An 18,350-nucleotide genomic window follows, 5' to 3' on the forward strand; every position below is an offset into this window, starting at 1 on the left:
GGTCAAAACCAGTGTCAGCCGCAGGGGTGGTGAAAATATGGTCAGCCGTGGGAGTTATCTTAGTGGTTTACCGCTTAGATAACTGATATCTTTGAGACGCGTTCCTCAGCGGCTCAAAGTAAGCTCCGAGACCGCTTTTTGGCTCCGGGCGTTCGCCCACAGCGTCCTGCCTTATTTTAAGTAATAGTAGTAAGGTAAACAACTTATTGCGTAACGGCCACAACCAGTGTCAGCCGCAGGGGTGGTGAAAATATGGTCAGCCGTGGGAGTTATCTTAGCGGTTTACCGCTTAGATAACTGATATCTTTGAGACGCGCTCCTCAGCGGCTCAAAGTAAGCCCGGAGACCGCCTTTTGGCTCCGGGCGTTCGCCCACAGCGTCCCGCCTTATTTTCACCAACCCGGAGGCGTAGTTAACCCGCCATTTAGCCACTACACAATCAAAGCGTATGTCTCGCGGAACTCGCGTAGCACCGTCGCCTCGAATCCCGCAACCTGCTTCACATCCAGTTGGGCCTGACTGCTAGGAGCCAACAAGCCAGCCAGTTGAAAATGCAGCGTAGACTCTAGGTACTCACCGGCCTGATCCAGCGACAATTGCCGGTTACGGACCTGGTCCAGCACCCCGCAAATCAGCGTTTTCGCCTGAAAGATCACATAGTCTGGCGTGTACAGATCATAGATAAATTGACTGGTCTGGGCCTGGCCCACGTAGACGCGCAACTGTTCAAAGTAGTCGTGATAGGCCGCAGTGAACGTGGCAGATAGTTCCGGGTAACCCTTGCGCAGGTCGGTCGTAAACGTGGTCGTCGTTGACCCCATCAGTAACAGCGAATCAAGCCAGATTGGCAGGAAGGTCGCCGGGGAAAATTGCTTGGGCACGGGATGTTCCGCAATAAATTTCAGATGGCGGTCCACCACTGCCTGGACGATGTCGTCCTTATTTTTAAAGTACAGGTAGAGGCTGGCCCGGCTGATTCCGACCGCCGTAGCGAGCTTGCTCATGGATAGTTTTTGAAAACCTTGGATCAAGATGACGTGATTTAATTTGATGGTTAGGTCTTTTTGGTTAATCATAGGTTCAACTCCTCTATGTCTAGAATAACATTTACCAACTAGTTAGACTACTAGCTATGCTATTTGTCTAAATTTCTTAAGTAGACGATGACGCAATTAGTGAATTAACGCAAAAAATGCGAGCCCCAACTATTTGGGAACTCGCATTTTATCATTTCAGCTTTAAATTACAGGTTGTCGCCCTGAGCCCGCAGTAATTCGCCTAAAGCGGGTTGTGCTTTCAAGTCGATGTGATTCTCCTTGGCGTAGGCATCCACGGCGTCTTGCCCGTAGAGCTTGGCATCCAGTGGCATGAAGGCCGTGCCGATGGGGTCGTCGTCCTTGATGACGGCGTTGACCACGATTGGCTTGCGGTTGCCCTTGGCCTGCAGGTCCTTGATTTGGTCAAAGACCGTTTCGACCTCTTGGTTGTTGGTGACCGTAAAACCAATGGCCCCCAGGCCTTCGCCCACCTTAGCCCAGTCGGCATCGGTCAAATCGACCCCGTACAGGTGTTGTTTCGTGTCGACCTGTTCCCGGTAAATGAAGCCGAAGCGCCGGTTACTGAAGACCACGTTGATGACGGGCAATTGATAACGCGCTTCGGTAATGATATCAGGTGCGACCATCGCAAAGCCACCATCCCCGGACAGTGACCAGGATTGGGCGTCGGGCACGCTCAACGCCCCGGCTAACCCGGCTGGCAGACCATAACCCATCGTGGCAAATAAGCCAGATAAGGCGAAACGTTGGTCCTGATCCATTGGCAACCCCCGAACGGCCCATTCGGACACGTTCCCGGTATCGACCCCGTAAGTATCCTTGGGACCGACCATGGAAGCAATCTTTTTGGTAACGGCCTCTGGCGCCAGACCGTGACTGTCATCGGCAGCCAGTTGATCGAGCCATTGGTTCCAGTTAGCCTTGTTTTGCCGGTTGGCCGTCAGCCAAGTCGTTTCTGGCAACGTTTCACCCGTAGCAATCATGGCCTGCAGGTAACTCTTGGCGTCACTGATCACGGCGTAATCGACCGGCACCATTTTACCAATATCAAAAGAATTATCGTTCACTTGAATGATCTTAATATCCTTTGGCCAGAACTGGGCGAATGGAAATTCCGAACCCAGAAAGAGAATCAAGTCCGTGTGTTGTAAGGCTTCAAAGCCGGACTTGGACCCCAAACGGCCAAACGTCCCGATAGCATTCGGATGGTTCGTAGGAATCACCCCGGTAGCGGGCACCGTGTTGATCACTGGGATATTAAATTGTTCGCTGAACTTAACCAGTTCGTCGCGCGCCCCAAGTAAGCCGCGGCCCGCGTAGATCAATGGGTGCTTAGCAGCCTTGAGTAATTTCATGGTCGCAGTCACTGCGGCTGGGTCGATGGTTTCGCTAAACGTGTTGGAGACAACGTTTGGCGTCTTGACGGGTTCGTAGTCAATTTCGGTGGCAGCCAGGTCTTCAGGAATGATGACCACGGCTGGGCCCTTTTGGCGGTAAGCTTCACGAATGGCTTGGTTGACCACGTAAGGCAGTTGTTCCGCCGTGGTGGCCGTGCGGTTGTAGACGGCCACGTCGCTAAACATTGGCGTCTCGTCCATTTCTTGGAAGTAGTTCGTGTTCATCGCAGCCTGTGGCACCTGGCCGACCAGGGCCAAAACGGGCACGTGATCCATCTTGGCATCGTACAAGCCATTGAAGAGGTGCGTGGCACCAGGGCCCGCGGACCCAAAGGCGACACCGATCTTACCGGTGAACTTGGCGTCAGCCGCGGCGGCTAAGGCCCCGACTTCTTCGTGACGGACCTGAATATAATCGATATGATCCTTTTCTAAATACAGACCTTCTACAGTATGGTTAATTGACCCACCGGGAATTCCGTAAATGTGGTTCACATCCCATGCTTCTAAAACCTTAACTAGCGCTTGTCCTGCAATCATTTTTGCCATAATCACTCGCACTCCTTAATGGTCATCGCGGCTAATAAATCCTGGTCGAAATGCCTCAAACTTACTTAACAGTGACATCATAGTCCACTGTTTGGGGAAAAGCCAGTAATTCTACTTACTTTTTGTTAGTGATTAATTTCACAGCAACCGTTTTCAGTGAAAACCGAACAAACGCGGGTTAGCTACCCCGTTTAGCCTTTAATCGATGCCGTATCAAATTTTACGTTGGCGTTGGGCCCCGCAACCTTGGTCAGGGCATACCCCGAATCATTGCCCACCGCGTAATGGTAGTAGCCAAAATAGTCATGACCAATTTTGACAGCCTTGGACGACGTCTGCGTGTATGACTTAGGGAAAATTTTGCGACTGGTCTTTTGGTAGTTAAGCGATTGATTGTTGGGGTTATTGACTGCGCCTGTAAAAGCATAACTCTCAACCTTAATCATTTCCTGTTTGACTCGGCCAGTCTTTTTCACGACCGCTACGGCAAACGGCAAGGGTCGGGGCTTTTTAAATCTGGTCTGCGCCGTACGCGTCAACAGCCGTTGATAATTAGCGATGATCCGTCTATCCATCTTCACCGCTGCATAACTAACCACGGTAGCGTTTTGGTCAGTCTTCAAAATCTTTTTCTCTGCAGACAAGGCTCCCTTAATTGACGTGAGCAGTGCTCGTCGTTTTTGGGTAAACGCCTGCTTCGCCATTGCCGCGCTCTTTTGCTTCACCTGTTCAACGGATAGCTTAGCGGCGTCTGCTAATGTGAACGACGCGGGAACCTGAAACGAGGTGGCCTTGCCATTCTGGGTGATCGTTACCGAGGTCAACGTCGACCTTGAACTCGGTTGCGCGGTTCCTTTAATGCCGTACCAAACCTGGCTCTTCGCCGTTTGCCCAGTTCTGCCAAACGCTATTTCATCACCGCTGGCACGCTGATTCTGCCGATTAGTCGCCTGCTGCCCACACGCCACTAGCATCAAAGACAGCAAGACAATCAACCCTAACGTGATTTTTCTTTTCATCCTTACCCACTCGTTTCCAGAGACCTTTTACCGTCCCACCTATTTTTCAAATTAAGCTTAATCATAAGCCCCTAAGGTTGGAATTACCATCCAACCTTGGGGGCTCACTTGATTATTCTGAATCTATAGAAAAACCGGCCATCCACCCCTGACTTGCGGGTGATTGCCGGTTCAAAACTATTTGAAAATTTCATATCTATTTTCCAAATTGCTGGTCCAGAAGCTTAGCTAACTGCGTCTCTGTCAGATCCGGCCGTGACGCCGCAGACAACAATCTCTTCTTAAGCATCGTGACAAACGCCGAATCTAATTCTGATTCGGAATAGACTCTAGGTTTAACTGGCTGTCTTCCGTCACTCTTATCCCTTGACCGCTTCACACTGCTCACTCCTAATCTAACTGCTACCTGAATCATACTAGCCAGCCAAACAAACACAACCCAAAAGAACCGACCCCAAACATCTCGGTCGGTTCCTTCATATTTGTCTAGTTATTCAACGCCAGCAATGGCAAAGCTGAAGTCGTGGTCGATGTCCCCCGCAACGTGATATTGCGGTTCAACGTCGGCACCCCAGCTATCGATGCCTCCAACGCCACGGGTGGCCCCGTAAACGGTCAGGACCGTCCGCCGCGCTAACGGCAGTTCCTCGATGTGGGTTGCATTTTCCAGTTCCTCTGGCGTGTATGGCAGGCAGCTAAAGGCAAACGGATGCCCGTTTTGCTGGAACGTCAGACTGAACGGTTGGTGATCCGGGTCGGCGTTGTTGTGCGTCGTGGCCCGCGTCACTTTGACCCAGTCATTGCCCATGTGCATGCCACACTCCTGCGGCACCATGTAGGGCGTCACGGGCAGGCCATCCACGTGATAGGTCCCCGGCTTGCCACCAGCCAGCCGGTCGGGATAGGTTTCACCCGAGAGGCCCTGGTAGTCAAAGCCAGTTGCCGTCGTTGGCATCACGAACCGCAAGCCGAAGACGGGCAGTTCGGGTAAGCCGACAGCCCCGTTATAGTGGGTGTTGATGGTCATTTTCCCGGTCGCATCGACCACGTATTCAACGGTCACCGTGGTTGCGGGAACGGTTGGCGTGGTATAGGTAAAGGTGATGGCAACGGTCTCGGCCGTCTCGTGATCAGAATACTTGTTATTTTCCGGCGCGATTGGCAGTGGAATCGCTTGACCATCCACGGCCACGTCGATTTGGGTGCAGGTGCTAAACATGTCGGCCCCTAACCATGTCGCCGAGGTCGTGGAAAACCCATTTCCGCGGTCGTTGTCGGTCGTCGCACGCCAGAAGGCTGGCTTCGGCGTCCGGTACAGCCATTCCTTGCCATAGCGAACCAGCGACTCGAGGCCGCCACGGTCATAGGCAAAGATGTAGTGGAAACCAGGACCGCTGAGTCCCAGCGTCACGTCACCGTAAATCACGTTTAATTTAGTCGTGTTGGCCATAGTAGTAGTCCACCTCCTGTAATGCTGGTTTTGGTGTCCGGTCGGCAAAGAGCAGGCCGTCGCCGGAGAATTCGTAGTCGGAATGACGATCATCAAAGTCCCCACCGTAGCGGAGAACGGGCTGACCGGTCACTTCGTCTTGCGTCCAAAGTGCCTGGTCGATGTAATCCCAAATGAAGCCACCCTGATACATTGGGTACTTATCGATCAAGTCAATGTAACTGTTCATCCCACCAATGGAATTCCCCATGTCATGCATGTATTCACAGTTCACGAATGGCTTGTCGGGATCATTTTGCAGGTACTCTTCAATCGCCCGTGGCGGATCATACATCATACTTTCCATGTCGGAAATGCGGTCAGCGTAGACCCGGTTACGGCAAACGCCTTCGTAGTGGGTCAACCGTGTTGGGTCGGCATCATGGTAGAACTTGTCCATGGCAGCGATATCGTCGCCGGCATAGGATTCGTTCCCCAGTGACCAGAATAAGACGGCGGGGTGATTCTTGAACATTTCGTAGTTGCTCTTGGCCCGGTCGAGGACGGCTAATTGCCATTGTGGCAGGCTGCCTGGCACGTTGTAGGAAGGCTCAACGGCCCCCATTTTTTGCCAAGTTCCGTGGGTTTCCAAGTTGTTTTCGGCCATCATGTAGATCCCGTTGCGGTCACAAAGGTGGTACCAAGCATCCTGGTCCGGGTAGTGGCAGGTCCGCACGGCGTTGATGTGATTGTCGTGGAAGACCTGCATGTCATGCGCCATGTCGGCAGCGGTGACGGCCCGACCGCGGTGGGCATCCCACTCGTGACGGTTGACCCCGTTGATGACCAGGCGTTGCCCGTTTAATTGCATAATCTTATCTTTCAGTTCAATCCGGCGGAAACCGACCTGGTAAGGCACGACTTCAACCAGCTTACCCGTGGCATCGCGCAATTCAATCTGCAACTGGTACAGGTATGGGTCGTGGTGATTCCACAGGTGAACGTGGTTGACCGTCGTGGCTAGGTCAAGCTCAGCCGACGCGGCGGCCTCGGCCGTCCAGAGCGGTTGTCCACTGTCGTCCGCTAAACTGACATGGACGGACCCCGTCAGTTGATCAGCGGCGGAAAGTTTCAGATTTAATTTAAAATTACCGGTCGTGAAGGCATCGTCGACCCCGGATTGAATCGTCATGTCCTCCACGTGGAGGGCCGGCTTGGCAACCAGGCGAACGCTGCGGAAAATCCCGGAGAAGCGGAACATATCCTGGTCCTCGAGAAAGGCGGCCGTGCTGTGCTTGAAGACTTCGACGGCTAACACGTTGTCGCCGTCTTGCAGATACGGTGTCAGGTCAAATTCGGCCCGGCTGAAACTGTCTTCCGCATACCCCACGAAGTGCCCGTTCAGCCACAGGTACATGGCCTGTTCGACGCCGTCAAATTCAATGCTGACCCGTTGATCTTCCAGCTCGGAGTTCAGGGTAAAGTGCTTCACGTAAGCCCCCACCGTGTTTTCTGGGTCGGTACTGAACATCCCTTTTTCGGGGCGGTCGGCACCCATGCTGTAGGCGGGCCGACGATAATGCTTGCCCTCCCAAGGATAGGCCGTGTTGATGTATTGAATCTGGCCATAACCAGCGAGTTCAATGTGACCTGGAACGGCTAATCGGTCGAAATCAGAGCGGTCGTAATCGGGTTCATAGAAGCCCACGGGACGGTGCTGGGGGTCCTTCGCAAAGGCAAATTCCCAGGTACCATCGAGGCTTTGAACCAGACTACTCTGCTGAGCAGTGGCTTCGGCGACCGTGGCGTAACCGCGGTGATCGCTGTGAGCGGGTAACTGATTGATCCGAAAAGTTTGGGGATCATCCAGCCATGAAATTTCTGCTTTCAAAAGTCTTCCTCCTTTTTAAAACGCTTACATTGGTTATTATACAACAGATATCCTCAGATGCCAGTGAAGAAAGATTTAATTGTAATTGAGGAAGTGACTGAATTGATTTTAGCTAAATTGGTTCGCGATGATACGAAAAAAGCCGACCGACCACTCGGGTCAATCGACTTGCGTTTAATTATTTGTTTGTGACTAGCCGCTACGCAAGCGGCCATAGCCTAACGCCGCAGGATTTCATGGATGGCGTCGGGGAAGGTCGTCAATGGCCGGCCTAAGACGTCGGGCAGATCACTGGATTCGACATCCAATTCACCCTCGCGCATCATGGCTTGCATCGCTGACAACACCTCAACCATCTCTGGGGCCATGCCCGCTGCAGACAGGGATTCTCGGTAGGTTGCATCATCCACGCTCTTAAAGGTGAAGGACTTTCCGGTCACCTTCCACAGGGTTTCCGCCAGGTCCGCGTAAGTCCGGGGTTCCCCACCGAATTCGTATACGGCCTTGGGGTCTGCCATCGTCATGACCCGCGCGGCACCTTCGGCATATTCCCGTTCAAGTGCGAAGCTAATTTTCCCATGTCCCGCCGCGTAAACCGCGTTTTGGCCATGAACACCGGCCTTCAGGTAGTTGGTTTCATTTTCCAAATACCAGGCGTTACGCAGAAAGCTGTAACGCAGACCACTGGCCTTCAGGAGTTTTTCCGTGGCGACGTGATCCACGGACAGTGGCGATTTCGCCGTATCAGCGTGGGCAAAGCTGGTGTAGGCAACGAAGCCCACCCCGGCCTTTTGCGCTGCAGTGACCACGTTGGCGTGTTGCTGTTGCCGGGAAACCTCGCCCCCAGGGACGGATGAAATGAATAAGAGCCGGTCAATACCCGTTAAGGCCTGTTCCAAGGCAGCTTCGTCGTTGTAGTCGGCTTGACGAACGGTGACTTCGGCCGGTAAAACCTGTTGCCCCTTGCTGGCGTTCCGGACGATAGCGACGATATCACTAGCATCGACGGTCTTCAACAAGTCATTGATGACTAACTGACCAAAGCGGCCGGTTGCGGCTGAAATTGCATATTTCATAATTGATTATCTCCTTATTTATTATTGGCTAATTTTCTTTTACTTGTAACTTTATAAATAACAGAGATTAGTATAGTTACCTGTTACTTTAAAGTCAACAAGTTTGTCTCGCCCACTTTTCCGGCCTGCTAAAAAAGACTGGGACTTCCCAGTCTTTTAGTCGTCAGTTATTTGTGATACCAGCCCAGATAATCGTATTTACTGGACCAGGCATTCTTGAATTCAAGTTTTTTGTTTTTCTTCACGATTTGAAGGCGGGCATCCTTATCGGTCAGTTCCCCATTTTTGTAAATCCCCTTCAGTTTGTAAGTGTTCTTACCAACCTTTTGGTATTTTAGATTTGTCCAGGAGGTCTCCGCAGACTTCACCCGTGACAGGTGGATGGTCTTGGCACTTACCTTGAAGTGCATCACAATTTTTGTCCCCTGATCGGTGTAATGCCGTTGCCAATTGCCCCGTAGCGCTTTGGGGGTACCAGAGTGCCAGGCCGCCGCGTTTGCCGTACTAGACGCAACCCCACCGACCATTACCGTAGTTAAGGCAACCACCATCATTTGTCCCAACTTTTTCATGTTCTCATCCTCCAAGAGAATTCAATTCAGCTTTTAGTGACTTCCGTTGACTGGTCTTCGCCATTAGTATACCCCGACCGGTTAAAAATTTCCGTTATTAACTACCGTAAATTTTGGGCAGAAAAAAACGCGTTTTCCCTGAGAGGAAACACGTCGACGTGATGCCTAGACCACTGTTAAATTTAATGATTGTTGGCGGAGAAAATCAGCGGTTGCAGGCGCAATTCCGCTATCCGTAATGACCGTAGAAACGGCGGTCAGCGGAAACTGTTGAATCAAGCTGGGTTTTTGAAATTTACTGGCGTCGGTCAGGATGATTAGGTCATCGGCCCGTTGCGCCATCACTTGGGCCGCCTCGGTCCGGAGAATGTTGGCACCAGAGAAACCATTGGTCTGATCAAAACCATCGGTGCCGACAAAGAGCTGTTCCACGTGGAAGGACTGGAGCAGTTGTTTGGTCAGTGACCCCACCACGACCTGGGATTCCGGCTGATATTTGCCACCCAGGACGAAGACGTCCAGGTTCGGGTAGCTCGACACAAAGTTCGCAATGTAGTAGGAATTGGTGACGATGGTCACCCGCTTTTCCTGTTGGCCTAACGTATCCGCTAGGAGCGCACAGGCCGAGCCGGATTCAATCATGATGGTCGTGTTGTCAGCGACCAACTTAGCCGCAGCCAACGCAATGCGCTGCTTCTCTTCATGGTGCTGAGCCAACCGGTAGTTCAAATCATCCGGATTGTTGACCACCGCAAAACCGTGTTGTCGCTGCAAGAGACCCTCCGCTTCCAGTTCCGTAAGGTCCTTACGCATGGTTACCAGCGAGACCTGGGTCCGCTGAGCCAGGTCGGTCACTGCCACCTTGTGCTGCTGATTCACGATTTGAATGATCTGTTCGCGCCGTTCATTGGCCATTAGGAAAAACTCCTTTCGATAGAAAGTAAAATTCGTCGTCTTTCCTTCTAGTCTACGCTAAAACCGGTGAGAACGGTAGGCTGGATTGACCAGTACCTGTCATGCTAAGTGTCGCGAAAAATATAACCCGGGTTAATTTTCCAGACTGGCTTCCGAGATTCTAGCCGCTATAACCCGGGTTAACTTACCAGCCTCCACGTTGACCGGCGTTCCACCCAGCCCGGACGTTCCCCGGAATTGCTGCCATCGCGGCCGAAACGTCCATGCTGATCATCGGTAGAACCATTAACGCAATTAGCCCAATGCTTAACCAGATGACGGCCCGGGATAGTGGGACCCGGTGCTGCTTTTGATTGGCGTAAATGGTCAGCAGTAAGCTCACAAAGACAATCACGAGCGGCAGTTGGACCAATTCCTCAGCATCTTCATACCCAATGCCCAGCGCCCAGGTGATCAGGAAACCAATGGCCCCCCAGAATAGGCCACCATAGATAATCCGGCCCACTGGACCAATGTCTTCTTCCTTTTTAACGGTCAATTTGGTCATCAATTCAGCGTCCCCACGAATCAGCTGATCGATGGACAAGTGAAATAGGTCGCTGATGGCAACCACATTGGCAAAACTTGGTAAGGCAGCTCCCCGTTCCCATTTAGAAATCGATTGCCGAGAAATTTGGAGTTGGTCGGCGAGTTCCTGTTGCGACCAGTGTCGCTGCTCCCGTTGTTGCTTTAACGCCTCACGAATTTTCATGATGATGCCTCCTCTGAACATCTCCATCATACCAAACATTCCTAGTACGACACCGAACCGTCTGGTTGTCAGCAACATCACCCGTTATTTTGGCAAATATAACCCGGGTTAACCCGCTGATTTGGCCCGTATTTCCGGTGCATTTCGGCCATTTTTCAGGTATACTAGGCGTATTAGCATTTTCGAAAGGAGCCGGTTCCCATCCATAAAAAACTCATTAAAAGCAGTCTCGGTTTGTTAGCCTTAGGCCTGGTAATCGGCAGTGGTTTACTAGCCGCCCGCGCCCAAACTGAAAAGCCGAGCGCCTTGGTCAAGGTCGGCGACTACACGGCCAGCACGGACTTTTTGAACCTCAGTGCCTATTACCAGACGACCCGGCCGGTGACGGTCAAGGTCGCCTACTTTCCAACGTATAAGTCGGGACACCCGATTCGGCAAAAGCTTACCCTGCCTGCAGGTATCACGGTAGCTGGGAACCTAACGACCACGAAATCTGGCAGCTACTTGGTCCCTAGCCTACAGTTATTCTTAGCACGACTGAGCTACGCGGCACTGGCCAACAGCGCCAAGGCCGGTTATACGATTGATCCCGGCGATAGCGCCTATGACCCCCAGGCCACCATCACCGATACTGCTAAGCTGTCCGCGTTTAAGCGGGTCAAGGCCCCGGATTACATGCCGGGTTACAGCCACGGTGATCTCTACATCGGTGGTGCCGACGCGGCGTTGAGTCCCATTGAACCGGATAGCCAGAGTATTCGGATCACTCCGGACGGCTATCTGGAAGTCTTGCAGTATGATGCTAAGGCTAACACCGGTCTGGGCTTCTACCAGAAACCCGTTGGTATGGCCAAAATCACCAAGACGGACTTTCATGACCCCTACCGGACGCTGTACTTCAGTCACGACGTCCAGGGCGTCAAGACGACTCGGGTTCATCGCTCGGGTAACACCCAGTACAAATTAACTTTAAAGAACCTCCACAAGCCACAACATACCAAGGGCAACCCGGAGACGGGGACCGCAGGAACGTTTGATAGTCTCTACCGCATCGGCGGCCAGGCCTACTACACGTTCATTGGCTACGATGGCGTCAGCGATTAAGCTCTCACCTGAGGGCTTTTTATTTTGCCGTCAGCCGCTTCACGAAATAGGTCGTGGTGACCCCGGCAAACGGGAGATCTGCCAGCGTGCCGTAAATTTGGTACCCGCATTTTTCGTAAAAGCCGACCGCCTGATAGCTCCGAGTAGACAGCGTGATGTTGATGATGTGCCGGTCACGTGCCACTTGTTCGGCGGCCTGGATCAGTTGCGTCCCCAGTCGCTGGCCGCGGTAGTCCCGAGCGACCGCCAGCTTGGCAATGTCCAAATGATCGTAACGCCGGCGCATCAGGATTCCCCCGACCAAACGCTCGCCGTCATAGGCCCCAATAGCGAGGACCTCCCCCACCTTGCCAGTATAATCAAAATGATTCTCGGCAAACTGCTGGGTGAAGATACCTTTGAGAAAGAGGTCTAGTTCCAGTGAATCGATTCGCTTGAGTGTGGCCATGGTAGTTCCTCCTTAATAGCTGATAGTGCCCTTATTTTAACGGATTAGTCTTAATATTACGATAATGACTATTCGGGTCAGCGGTCCGAGTTGTTGACCAATTGCCGGGTAAAACGATTTTTTCCCGCTGAGCCGCCGTTCGTGCTACACTCACAGCAAGAAAACTAACAAGCCTTCCTAGCCACTCGAAAGGAGCCCGATTCCATGCTGATTAAACTCATCGCGTCCTTTGCCGCTTTATTTGTCACAGTTTCCCTCGTGACGTTGGGTAGTTGTGGCAATGTGACAACCGCTAAGGAATCAAAACCAAACGCCTAGCCATCCACACAATCAAAAATAGCTTTTTACCGGATACCGGTCCCTTTTCGTGGTATACTCACTGCCAAAGAAAGGCGGCCCTCATGAAACGAATCCTTAAGATCATTCTTGCTATTTTGATTCTGGGCGCCACGGCTAGTGTGGTCCTGACCCATCGAACCACCACTACCGCGGTTAGTCCCAATAACTTGAGTCAAAACGAAAAGGTCGTCTGAAAAAATTCAGACGACCTTTTGTTTCACGTGAAACACTTTTAATTAATTTGCCCCCGGCGCCGCATGCTCCAAACATTTGGCAAAATAACCGCACCAATGATGACCAGGACCCCCACGATTTGGGGCCAATCGACCGTCTCGCCTAGCAGGATGAAGGCTACCGTGATGGATGATGGCAATTCTAGTGACGATAGGATTGGGCCAATTCCTAGCTCCAAATATGGCATGAAGATGGAGTAGGCCACCAGCGGAAAGACCATCGAGAACAGGGCAATCAACACGCCCCACAAAATGGTATTGCCGGTCACCTTGGCCGTCACAATCTGCGGTCCCCAGACGATGGAAATCAGAATGAACGCCCCAATACAAAGCAGCCAGGTCTTGCTCAAGGCATCCAAATTATTGCCCAGGCTCGCCGTGAACTGCATGGTGCAGGCATACGCGCACGCCGCTAGGAAGCTGAAAAACAACCCCAGTGGGGACAATGCCTGCGTAATCGGAAAGAGTCCCGCTGCCAGGACCGTGCCAATCAGGACCAGGACAATGCTCAGCACCTGGACCCGCGATGGCCATTGCCGATGGATCACTGCGCCCAGCAGAACGGACAACCAGACGGCCTGCATCAACATGACGGCCGCGGCCGCCACCGGAATTAATTTCAACGACTGGATATAGAACGTATTGGTAAACCCGGAAGCCGTGCCGGCCGCAATCACCAGCCCAATCTGTTTCCAATTGGTGTGCTGATACCGTAGCCACTGTCGCCGCGCAAAGTGAATCACGCCTAGAATGACGACGGCACTCAGAAACGACCAGAACAGGAGTGGCCCGTTGACTACGCCTTCACGCGCCGCAATTTTAAATAATGATGCTGGAATCCCAAAGCTCACCGCGCCTAACCCGACAAACAAGGGTGCTAATTTTTTCAAAAACTCACCTCATCTAAAAAATCTCACCTATCTATTATACATCACCGGCGCCATGCTATAATGGTGGCAGAATAAGTGAAGAGGCGAGCACGATGGGTAAGATAAAAACACTGTTGATCATCTGGTTCACGGCCATTGCCGGAATCTGCGGGCTACTGAACGCCCAAGCGGCTCCGGTCGTGCGGGATCAGGCGAACCTGTTATCTCCTCAGCAGAAAAGCGAGATTAGACAAGTCAATCATCAGTGGGCCCAGACCCGCCATAAGCCGCAGCTTTGGGTCTACACCTACAGCCACCTCCGCACGCCTCTCGCCGGTTTCGACTACCAGGATCCCTTTAACACCGCGGGCAATGAGCTGGGCGACCGCGTTTTACATCGCTTAGCCCAACAACAGTTAGCCGGCAAAACGACTGACGGTGACCACCAGATTGCCGTCATCCAACGGCAACAACGATTACAGCAACGAATTTCATTTATCTTGGTCTACCCGGACAATGGCTGGCATACGGTCATCTATCCCTCGGAGGACCTCTATCATAGTGTTTCCAACCTCAATAAGACCTTTCTGACCTGGCACCTGCCGAACAAGGTCGGCACCGCGGACTCGACCATGGCCGTCTTCAACCGCTACCAACCCTTTATCAGCAAGCACATCGCTAAGGTCAAAACGGTTAAAACCGGTCCAACCTGGGATCGGGTCACGTTCATTTTGTTTCTCCCGTTTCTCATGTGGGGTCTGATTAAACTCTTCCGGCAGCCCATCTACCTGGAAACCTCGCCGTATGATTGGTTTGGTGAAGAGGCCGTTTGGCGTGCGTCTGACCCGACCTATCCGCATTGGTGGTATTAACAAATAGGCAGTCACCTAAAGTTCAGGTGACTGCCTATTTAATTATTAATAATAAAACATTAGTTATTAATTTTTAAGTTGGCATATCGCTTAGCCAGCCGTTTGCTCCGAAAGGCGACCCCATCCGTCTTCAGCTGTGCCCCGCTCTGAATCTCGAGGAGGGGTAGCCATTTTCCACCAATGCGCTGCTGGATTTTTCGGAAGTCCCCGCCATGCCCATCCCAGGTGTTCCAGCCGGTCACCCGCGTCCAACGTCCGTGTTGGTAGCGCACCGGGTAGGCAATGAGCCAGGTTGGATGGGCTCGGCGTTGCGCCGCGGACATTTTCAGTGGCAGCTTTTTCGCGTGAATTCCGGCCTTAAAGCCGTCATCATTGAGACTGCGCGCAGATATTTGAATCCGCCGGTAACGGTGATACTCGTACCGGTACCAGGTTCCGCGCAACGCCTGTGGAAACGTCCGCAGCGTCTGTTGCGGTTTGGCTGCGCGGGCGTGTTCCATTGACGTGGCGACCTCCAGCCCAACTACTACGGAAAAAATAATTGCTAAGATGACTAACCACTTTGCCTTCATTTCACTTGACCTCCCCGAATGTCTGTTGGAACTTCTAGCAAATCTATTACAGCATAGTGCTGACGAAAATAACAGCGATATAGCCTACAAATTTACTTATATTCACACTTATAGATTCGCTATATATCAGATTATAAGCTTGCTCATTTCTAGTGCAATCGACATCCCACCACCGTGCAACCTCCCCTTGAAACGGCGCCTCACACTCGTATACTGGAGACACATGAAAGGGGATTCATCATGAAAAAGATTGTTTATTCAACGCTGGCCATCAGCGCCGTCCTCACGGGGTTAGTGGCGCTGACACCTAGTACCACCGCTAGTGCCAAGACGAAGCTCTACACCAATAGTAAGACCCTCCGGAATCATAAGTATTGGTATTCCTATCAGAACGCCTATACCGGCAAATGGGGCTATGAACGTTTACACTTTACCAAGCACAACGTTCATTTTGCCTATAAAACTAAACGTAACGCTAAATGGAAACATTCCAAAATCGCCGCAAAACGTTACTACGTCCGCCATCACAACGGTTGGTACGAATTTGGCGCCCGTGAAAGTGATGACGTTTACTTGATCAAGCCTAGTTGGCGCTACCTCAACGGCCATAAGCACTGGACCCTCGGAGAATTCGATCCGTCAAACGATCACGGTGGCTACGGTCAAGCGCCTTATAACGTTTGGACCTACACGACTTATATGAATAATAAAGGCTGGCACTACACAATCAATCACCAACCTAGCTAAAGGAGCCTCTTAAAAATGAAACTAACACATCTAGCTATCACCGGTCTTGCAGTCATCACCTTGATTCCACTTGGCATCCCCACAACCGCCAACGCGAAAAGCACGACGCTCCCCCGGACCATCCGTAGCCATACCTGGTACCGCCTAACCGACGGCAGTCAAGGCGGCTTCCACGACAAGACGACGTTCAAGGGGAATCACTTCACCATCAAGGTCAAGGGGACTAACCTACGCTACCACTGGCACTTCAGCGGTCTAAAGAAGCGCACCGCCACCACTTACTACGGTCGCCTGCATTATGACAAGAAGCATTCTGTACTCGTCAAAATCAAGATTTTTAGCAAATCGCATTTCGATATCGTTCAGAAACACACGCCTAACCTCGCCGGAAATTACACGGGCAACGAAACCTATGGCGCCACAATTTTCAAACGTTAATCAATAACCGCCATACAAAAGGGGTCACAACTCGCAATCCAAGTTGTGACCCCTTTTATTATCCAATTAATTGCTACAGCGCCAGCAAGGACTTCGCCACCGCCTGATCCACGATCAACACGTTGGCGTGACCCCCGACCAGTGCGGCGTGAATCGACTGTAGCTTGGCCTGACCGCCCGCAATTAAAATGGCGTAGCGCTTTTTAGCCAACTGATCCAGCGAAATGGCGACCGTCCGAGCATCCAGGTCCGGTTCCGCCAATGCCCCGTCGGCCGTGATGTAGTGGGAGAGCACGTCGCCCACAGATGCGGTACGTAGCTGCGTGATCTGGTCCGCATCGAGGTAACCCGACTGAAACAGCATCGCGGTTGGCCGCGTCGTGCCGACCGTATACAGCGCGATGTCCGCGGCGTTTCCCTTGGCAACGACCTGACTGATAAATTGGTCTTGCATCGCCAGCTGCTTGACCTGCGCGTCGCCAAAGATAATTGGCAGCGGCAGGAGGCTCGCCTGCGTGTGAAAGGCCTGATTAAATTTCTGCGTAATGTCCGCGGAATAATTGGTCTCGCTGGAGTTGGTCACGCTTCCCTTGAGCTGCACCAACTGCACGTCGCGGTTGTGGCTCGGGTGTAGGTGATTGGCCACGGCCTCCATGGTCCGCCCCCAGTTAATGCCAATGGTGACGCCATCCGTCACGATACGGTCCAAATAATCCGCCGTGACGGCACCGAGTTGTTCCAAGATACCCTGTTCATCGTAGTTGGCCTGCTCGGCAATCACCACGTCTTTCAGGCGATACTTTTCCTGAAGCTGCTCGCGGATGACCGCGGTATTTTCAAACGGGTCCTGAATCTTAATGGTGACAATCTGATTTTCGCGGGCTAGCTGAAGCGATTTGGACACCGTTGGCCGCGACAGGTTCATCTTCTGGGCAATCTCCTGTTGGCTGAGATCATCCTGATAGTAGTACCGGCTGACTGCGATGAGCCGTTCGATTTGTTTCTTAGACAATGCCATGTGGGTGCCTCCTGATAGTTATTTTGACCGGGCTAAATGCGTGTCCTTATTTTACCACACTTTACATATGTTAAAAATAGTATTTTACATTTGTAAGAAAACGTGTTAGATTAAGAAGGTAAATTAGACAAACACGAAAAGAGGACATTCACATGGAAAATTTAAATCGTACCATCGACCACACCTTACTGGCACCCGAAGCCACCCAAACGGACATCGACCGCATCGTCCGCGAGGCCAAGGAAAACAACTTCCGCTCCGTCATGATTAATCCCTACTGGGTCGCTTACGCCCACAAGCAATTGGCCGACACCGACGTCAATACGGACACGGTGATTGGGTTCCCCCTGGGCGCCAACACCACGGCCATCAAGGTTGCCGAAGTCTTACAGGCCGTTCAAGACGGCGTCGACGAAATTGACGTGGTCATGAACATTGGTGAATTCAAGAGTGGCCATTTAGACGCCGTCACCGCGGACCTCAAGGCCGTCATCGACGCTGCTCACGCCCACCACAAGCTGGCCAAAGTGATCATCGAAACAGCCCTTCTGAGCGATGAAGAGATCATGCAGGCGTCTGAATTGGTTGCCAACGCCGGGGCTGAATTTGTGAAGACCTCAACCGGCTTCTCGACCCGTGGCGCAAGCGTTAAGGACGTTGTCTTAATGAAGAAGGCCGTGGGCGACCGCATCAAAATCAAGGCCTCCGGTGGTGTGCACTCTAAGGAAGAAGCCGAAGCCATGATTGACGCCGGCGCTTCTCGTCTGGGGACTAGCTCCGGCTTAAAGGTGATGGGTAAGGCTTAAGCTGGCAAATGTTCCACGTGAAACAGTAGCAAATTTCGCTTGACTCACCCGCAACCACGTGCGATACTACTCGTGGTGCCAAACCACGGTGGGGGTACGCGATCGGTGCGCAAGCATTCCGAAGGTCGCCGCACCTCACCACAAGCAGTCTCGAGTAGAACGCGAGACTGTTTTTATATGAAATAAAAGAATATTTGAGCGCACTAAAACATAACGCTCGAATCTGCGAAAAAATTCTAGTATACTT

General features: G+C 52.0%; 19 protein-coding genes. 6 read left to right on the forward strand and 13 right to left on the reverse strand.

The window, feature by feature from the left end:
- Positions 1-431 precede the first annotated feature (431 nt).
- The 9 genes from JUF22_RS02000 to JUF22_RS02040 form a co-directional block, all read right to left on the reverse strand.
- Positions 432-1,076 (reverse strand): TetR/AcrR family transcriptional regulator, encoded by a 645-nt coding sequence (locus JUF22_RS02000; protein WP_203642772.1) that lies wholly within the window; start codon positions 1,074-1,076, stop codon positions 432-434.
- Between the two features lie 167 nt (positions 1,077-1,243).
- A complete protein-coding gene (gene spxB / locus JUF22_RS02005) occupies positions 1,244-3,004 on the reverse strand; it encodes a pyruvate oxidase (protein WP_203642775.1) in 1,761 nt (586 codons plus the stop codon).
- Positions 3,005-3,195: 191 nt separating this feature from the next.
- Entirely contained in the window at positions 3,196-4,023 is an 828-nt protein-coding gene (locus JUF22_RS02010; RefSeq protein ID WP_203642776.1) for a hypothetical protein, read from the reverse strand.
- Positions 4,024-4,513: 490 nt separating this feature from the next.
- Positions 4,514-5,473, reverse strand: a complete 960-nt coding sequence (locus JUF22_RS02015) for a beta-galactosidase small subunit (protein ID WP_203642777.1) — start codon at positions 5,471-5,473, stop codon at positions 4,514-4,516.
- On the reverse strand, positions 5,457-7,343 hold the full coding sequence (locus JUF22_RS02020; RefSeq protein WP_203642780.1) for a glycoside hydrolase family 2 TIM barrel-domain containing protein: 1,887 nt from the start codon (positions 7,341-7,343) through the stop codon (positions 5,457-5,459). The genes JUF22_RS02015 and JUF22_RS02020 overlap by 17 nt, the downstream gene beginning before the upstream one ends.
- A 218-nt stretch (positions 7,344-7,561) precedes the next feature.
- Positions 7,562-8,419 (reverse strand): SDR family oxidoreductase, encoded by an 858-nt coding sequence (locus tag JUF22_RS02025; RefSeq protein ID WP_203642782.1) that lies wholly within the window; start codon positions 8,417-8,419, stop codon positions 7,562-7,564.
- 167 nt (positions 8,420-8,586) lie between these two features.
- Positions 8,587-8,991 (reverse strand): hypothetical protein, encoded by a 405-nt coding sequence (locus JUF22_RS02030; RefSeq protein WP_203642784.1) that lies wholly within the window; start codon positions 8,989-8,991, stop codon positions 8,587-8,589.
- 165 nt (positions 8,992-9,156) lie between these two features.
- Positions 9,157-9,906, reverse strand: coding sequence for a DeoR/GlpR family DNA-binding transcription regulator (locus JUF22_RS02035; RefSeq protein ID WP_203642785.1), 750 nt, complete (start codon positions 9,904-9,906; stop codon positions 9,157-9,159).
- Positions 9,907-10,090: 184 nt separating this feature from the next.
- A complete protein-coding gene (locus tag JUF22_RS02040; RefSeq protein WP_203642786.1) occupies positions 10,091-10,657 on the reverse strand; it encodes a helix-turn-helix domain-containing protein in 567 nt (188 codons plus the stop codon).
- Between the two features lie 234 nt (positions 10,658-10,891).
- Here JUF22_RS02040 and JUF22_RS02045 point away from each other — a divergent pair, with 234 nt between their 5' ends.
- The gene (locus JUF22_RS02045; RefSeq protein ID WP_236000682.1) at positions 10,892-11,761 is read left to right on the forward strand and encodes a hypothetical protein; all 870 of its coding nucleotides are present in this window, start codon (positions 10,892-10,894) and stop codon (positions 11,759-11,761) included.
- 19 nt (positions 11,762-11,780) lie between these two features.
- Here the strand turns inward: JUF22_RS02045 and JUF22_RS02050 are convergent, their stop codons facing one another.
- The gene (locus JUF22_RS02050) at positions 11,781-12,209 is read right to left on the reverse strand and encodes a GNAT family N-acetyltransferase (RefSeq protein WP_203642787.1); all 429 of its coding nucleotides are present in this window, start codon (positions 12,207-12,209) and stop codon (positions 11,781-11,783) included.
- A 401-nt stretch (positions 12,210-12,610) separates the two neighbouring features.
- Here JUF22_RS02050 and JUF22_RS13810 point away from each other — a divergent pair, with 401 nt between their 5' ends.
- On the forward strand, positions 12,611-12,742 hold the full coding sequence (locus JUF22_RS13810) for a hypothetical protein (protein WP_268890130.1): 132 nt from the start codon (positions 12,611-12,613) through the stop codon (positions 12,740-12,742).
- A gap of 38 nt (positions 12,743-12,780) precedes the next feature.
- Here JUF22_RS13810 and JUF22_RS02055 read toward each other — a convergent pair whose 3' ends face one another.
- On the reverse strand, positions 12,781-13,671 hold the full coding sequence (locus JUF22_RS02055) for an EamA family transporter (protein ID WP_203642788.1): 891 nt from the start codon (positions 13,669-13,671) through the stop codon (positions 12,781-12,783).
- Between the two features lie 92 nt (positions 13,672-13,763).
- On the opposite strand from JUF22_RS02055, the gene JUF22_RS02060 reads away from it, so the two are divergent.
- Entirely contained in the window at positions 13,764-14,522 is a 759-nt protein-coding gene (locus JUF22_RS02060; RefSeq protein ID WP_203642789.1) for a hypothetical protein, read from the forward strand.
- Positions 14,523-14,581: 59 nt separating this feature from the next.
- Here the strand turns inward: JUF22_RS02060 and JUF22_RS02065 are convergent, their stop codons facing one another.
- Complete coding sequence (locus JUF22_RS02065; RefSeq protein WP_203642790.1) at positions 14,582-15,094, reverse strand: hypothetical protein; 513 nt, start codon at positions 15,092-15,094, stop codon at positions 14,582-14,584.
- Between the two features lie 240 nt (positions 15,095-15,334).
- Here JUF22_RS02065 and JUF22_RS02070 point away from each other — a divergent pair, with 240 nt between their 5' ends.
- Together JUF22_RS02070 and JUF22_RS02075 are read left to right on the forward strand one after the other, a co-directional pair.
- A complete protein-coding gene (locus tag JUF22_RS02070) occupies positions 15,335-15,841 on the forward strand; it encodes a hypothetical protein (protein WP_203642792.1) in 507 nt (168 codons plus the stop codon).
- Between the two features lie 15 nt (positions 15,842-15,856).
- The gene (locus JUF22_RS02075; protein ID WP_203642794.1) at positions 15,857-16,279 is read left to right on the forward strand and encodes a hypothetical protein; all 423 of its coding nucleotides are present in this window, start codon (positions 15,857-15,859) and stop codon (positions 16,277-16,279) included.
- A gap of 73 nt (positions 16,280-16,352) precedes the next feature.
- Here JUF22_RS02075 and JUF22_RS02080 read toward each other — a convergent pair whose 3' ends face one another.
- The gene (locus tag JUF22_RS02080; RefSeq protein ID WP_203642796.1) at positions 16,353-17,297 is read right to left on the reverse strand and encodes a sugar-binding transcriptional regulator; all 945 of its coding nucleotides are present in this window, start codon (positions 17,295-17,297) and stop codon (positions 16,353-16,355) included.
- A gap of 152 nt (positions 17,298-17,449) precedes the next feature.
- On the opposite strand from JUF22_RS02080, the gene deoC reads away from it, so the two are divergent.
- Positions 17,450-18,103, forward strand: coding sequence for a deoxyribose-phosphate aldolase (gene deoC / locus JUF22_RS02085; RefSeq protein ID WP_203642798.1), 654 nt, complete (start codon positions 17,450-17,452; stop codon positions 18,101-18,103).
- The last annotated feature ends 247 nt before the right edge of the window (positions 18,104-18,350 follow it).

Origin of the sequence: Levilactobacillus lanxiensis (genome assembly GCF_016861655.1) — a bacterium.
Taxonomy (GTDB): domain Bacteria; phylum Bacillota; class Bacilli; order Lactobacillales; family Lactobacillaceae; genus Levilactobacillus; species Levilactobacillus lanxiensis.

Coding starts and splice junctions, on each gene's coding strand:
- JUF22_RS02010 (WP_203642776.1), bottom strand. CDS start 4,023: ATGAAAAGAAAAATCACGTTAGGGTTGATTGTCTTGCTGTCTTTGATG.
- JUF22_RS02015 (WP_203642777.1), bottom strand. CDS start 5,473: ATGGCCAACACGACTAAATTAAACGTGATTTACGGTGACGTGACGCTG.
- JUF22_RS02065 (WP_203642790.1), bottom strand. CDS start 15,094: ATGAAGGCAAAGTGGTTAGTCATCTTAGCAATTATTTTTTCCGTAGTA.
- JUF22_RS02060 (WP_203642789.1), top strand. CDS start 13,764: ATGGGTAAGATAAAAACACTGTTGATCATCTGGTTCACGGCCATTGCC.
- JUF22_RS13810 (WP_268890130.1), top strand. CDS start 12,611: ATGAAACGAATCCTTAAGATCATTCTTGCTATTTTGATTCTGGGCGCC.
- deoC (WP_203642798.1), top strand. CDS start 17,450: ATGGAAAATTTAAATCGTACCATCGACCACACCTTACTGGCACCCGAA.
- JUF22_RS02075 (WP_203642794.1), top strand. CDS start 15,857: ATGAAACTAACACATCTAGCTATCACCGGTCTTGCAGTCATCACCTTG.
- JUF22_RS02070 (WP_203642792.1), top strand. CDS start 15,335: ATGAAAAAGATTGTTTATTCAACGCTGGCCATCAGCGCCGTCCTCACG.
- JUF22_RS02080 (WP_203642796.1), bottom strand. CDS start 17,297: ATGGCATTGTCTAAGAAACAAATCGAACGGCTCATCGCAGTCAGCCGG.
- JUF22_RS02050 (WP_203642787.1), bottom strand. CDS start 12,209: ATGGCCACACTCAAGCGAATCGATTCACTGGAACTAGACCTCTTTCTC.
- JUF22_RS02030 (WP_203642784.1), bottom strand. CDS start 8,991: ATGAAAAAGTTGGGACAAATGATGGTGGTTGCCTTAACTACGGTAATG.
- JUF22_RS02035 (WP_203642785.1), bottom strand. CDS start 9,906: ATGGCCAATGAACGGCGCGAACAGATCATTCAAATCGTGAATCAGCAG.
- JUF22_RS02000 (WP_203642772.1), bottom strand. CDS start 1,076: ATGATTAACCAAAAAGACCTAACCATCAAATTAAATCACGTCATCTTG.
- JUF22_RS02025 (WP_203642782.1), bottom strand. CDS start 8,419: ATGAAATATGCAATTTCAGCCGCAACCGGCCGCTTTGGTCAGTTAGTC.
- JUF22_RS02040 (WP_203642786.1), bottom strand. CDS start 10,657: ATGAAAATTCGTGAGGCGTTAAAGCAACAACGGGAGCAGCGACACTGG.
- spxB (WP_203642775.1), bottom strand. CDS start 3,004: ATGGCAAAAATGATTGCAGGACAAGCGCTAGTTAAGGTTTTAGAAGCA.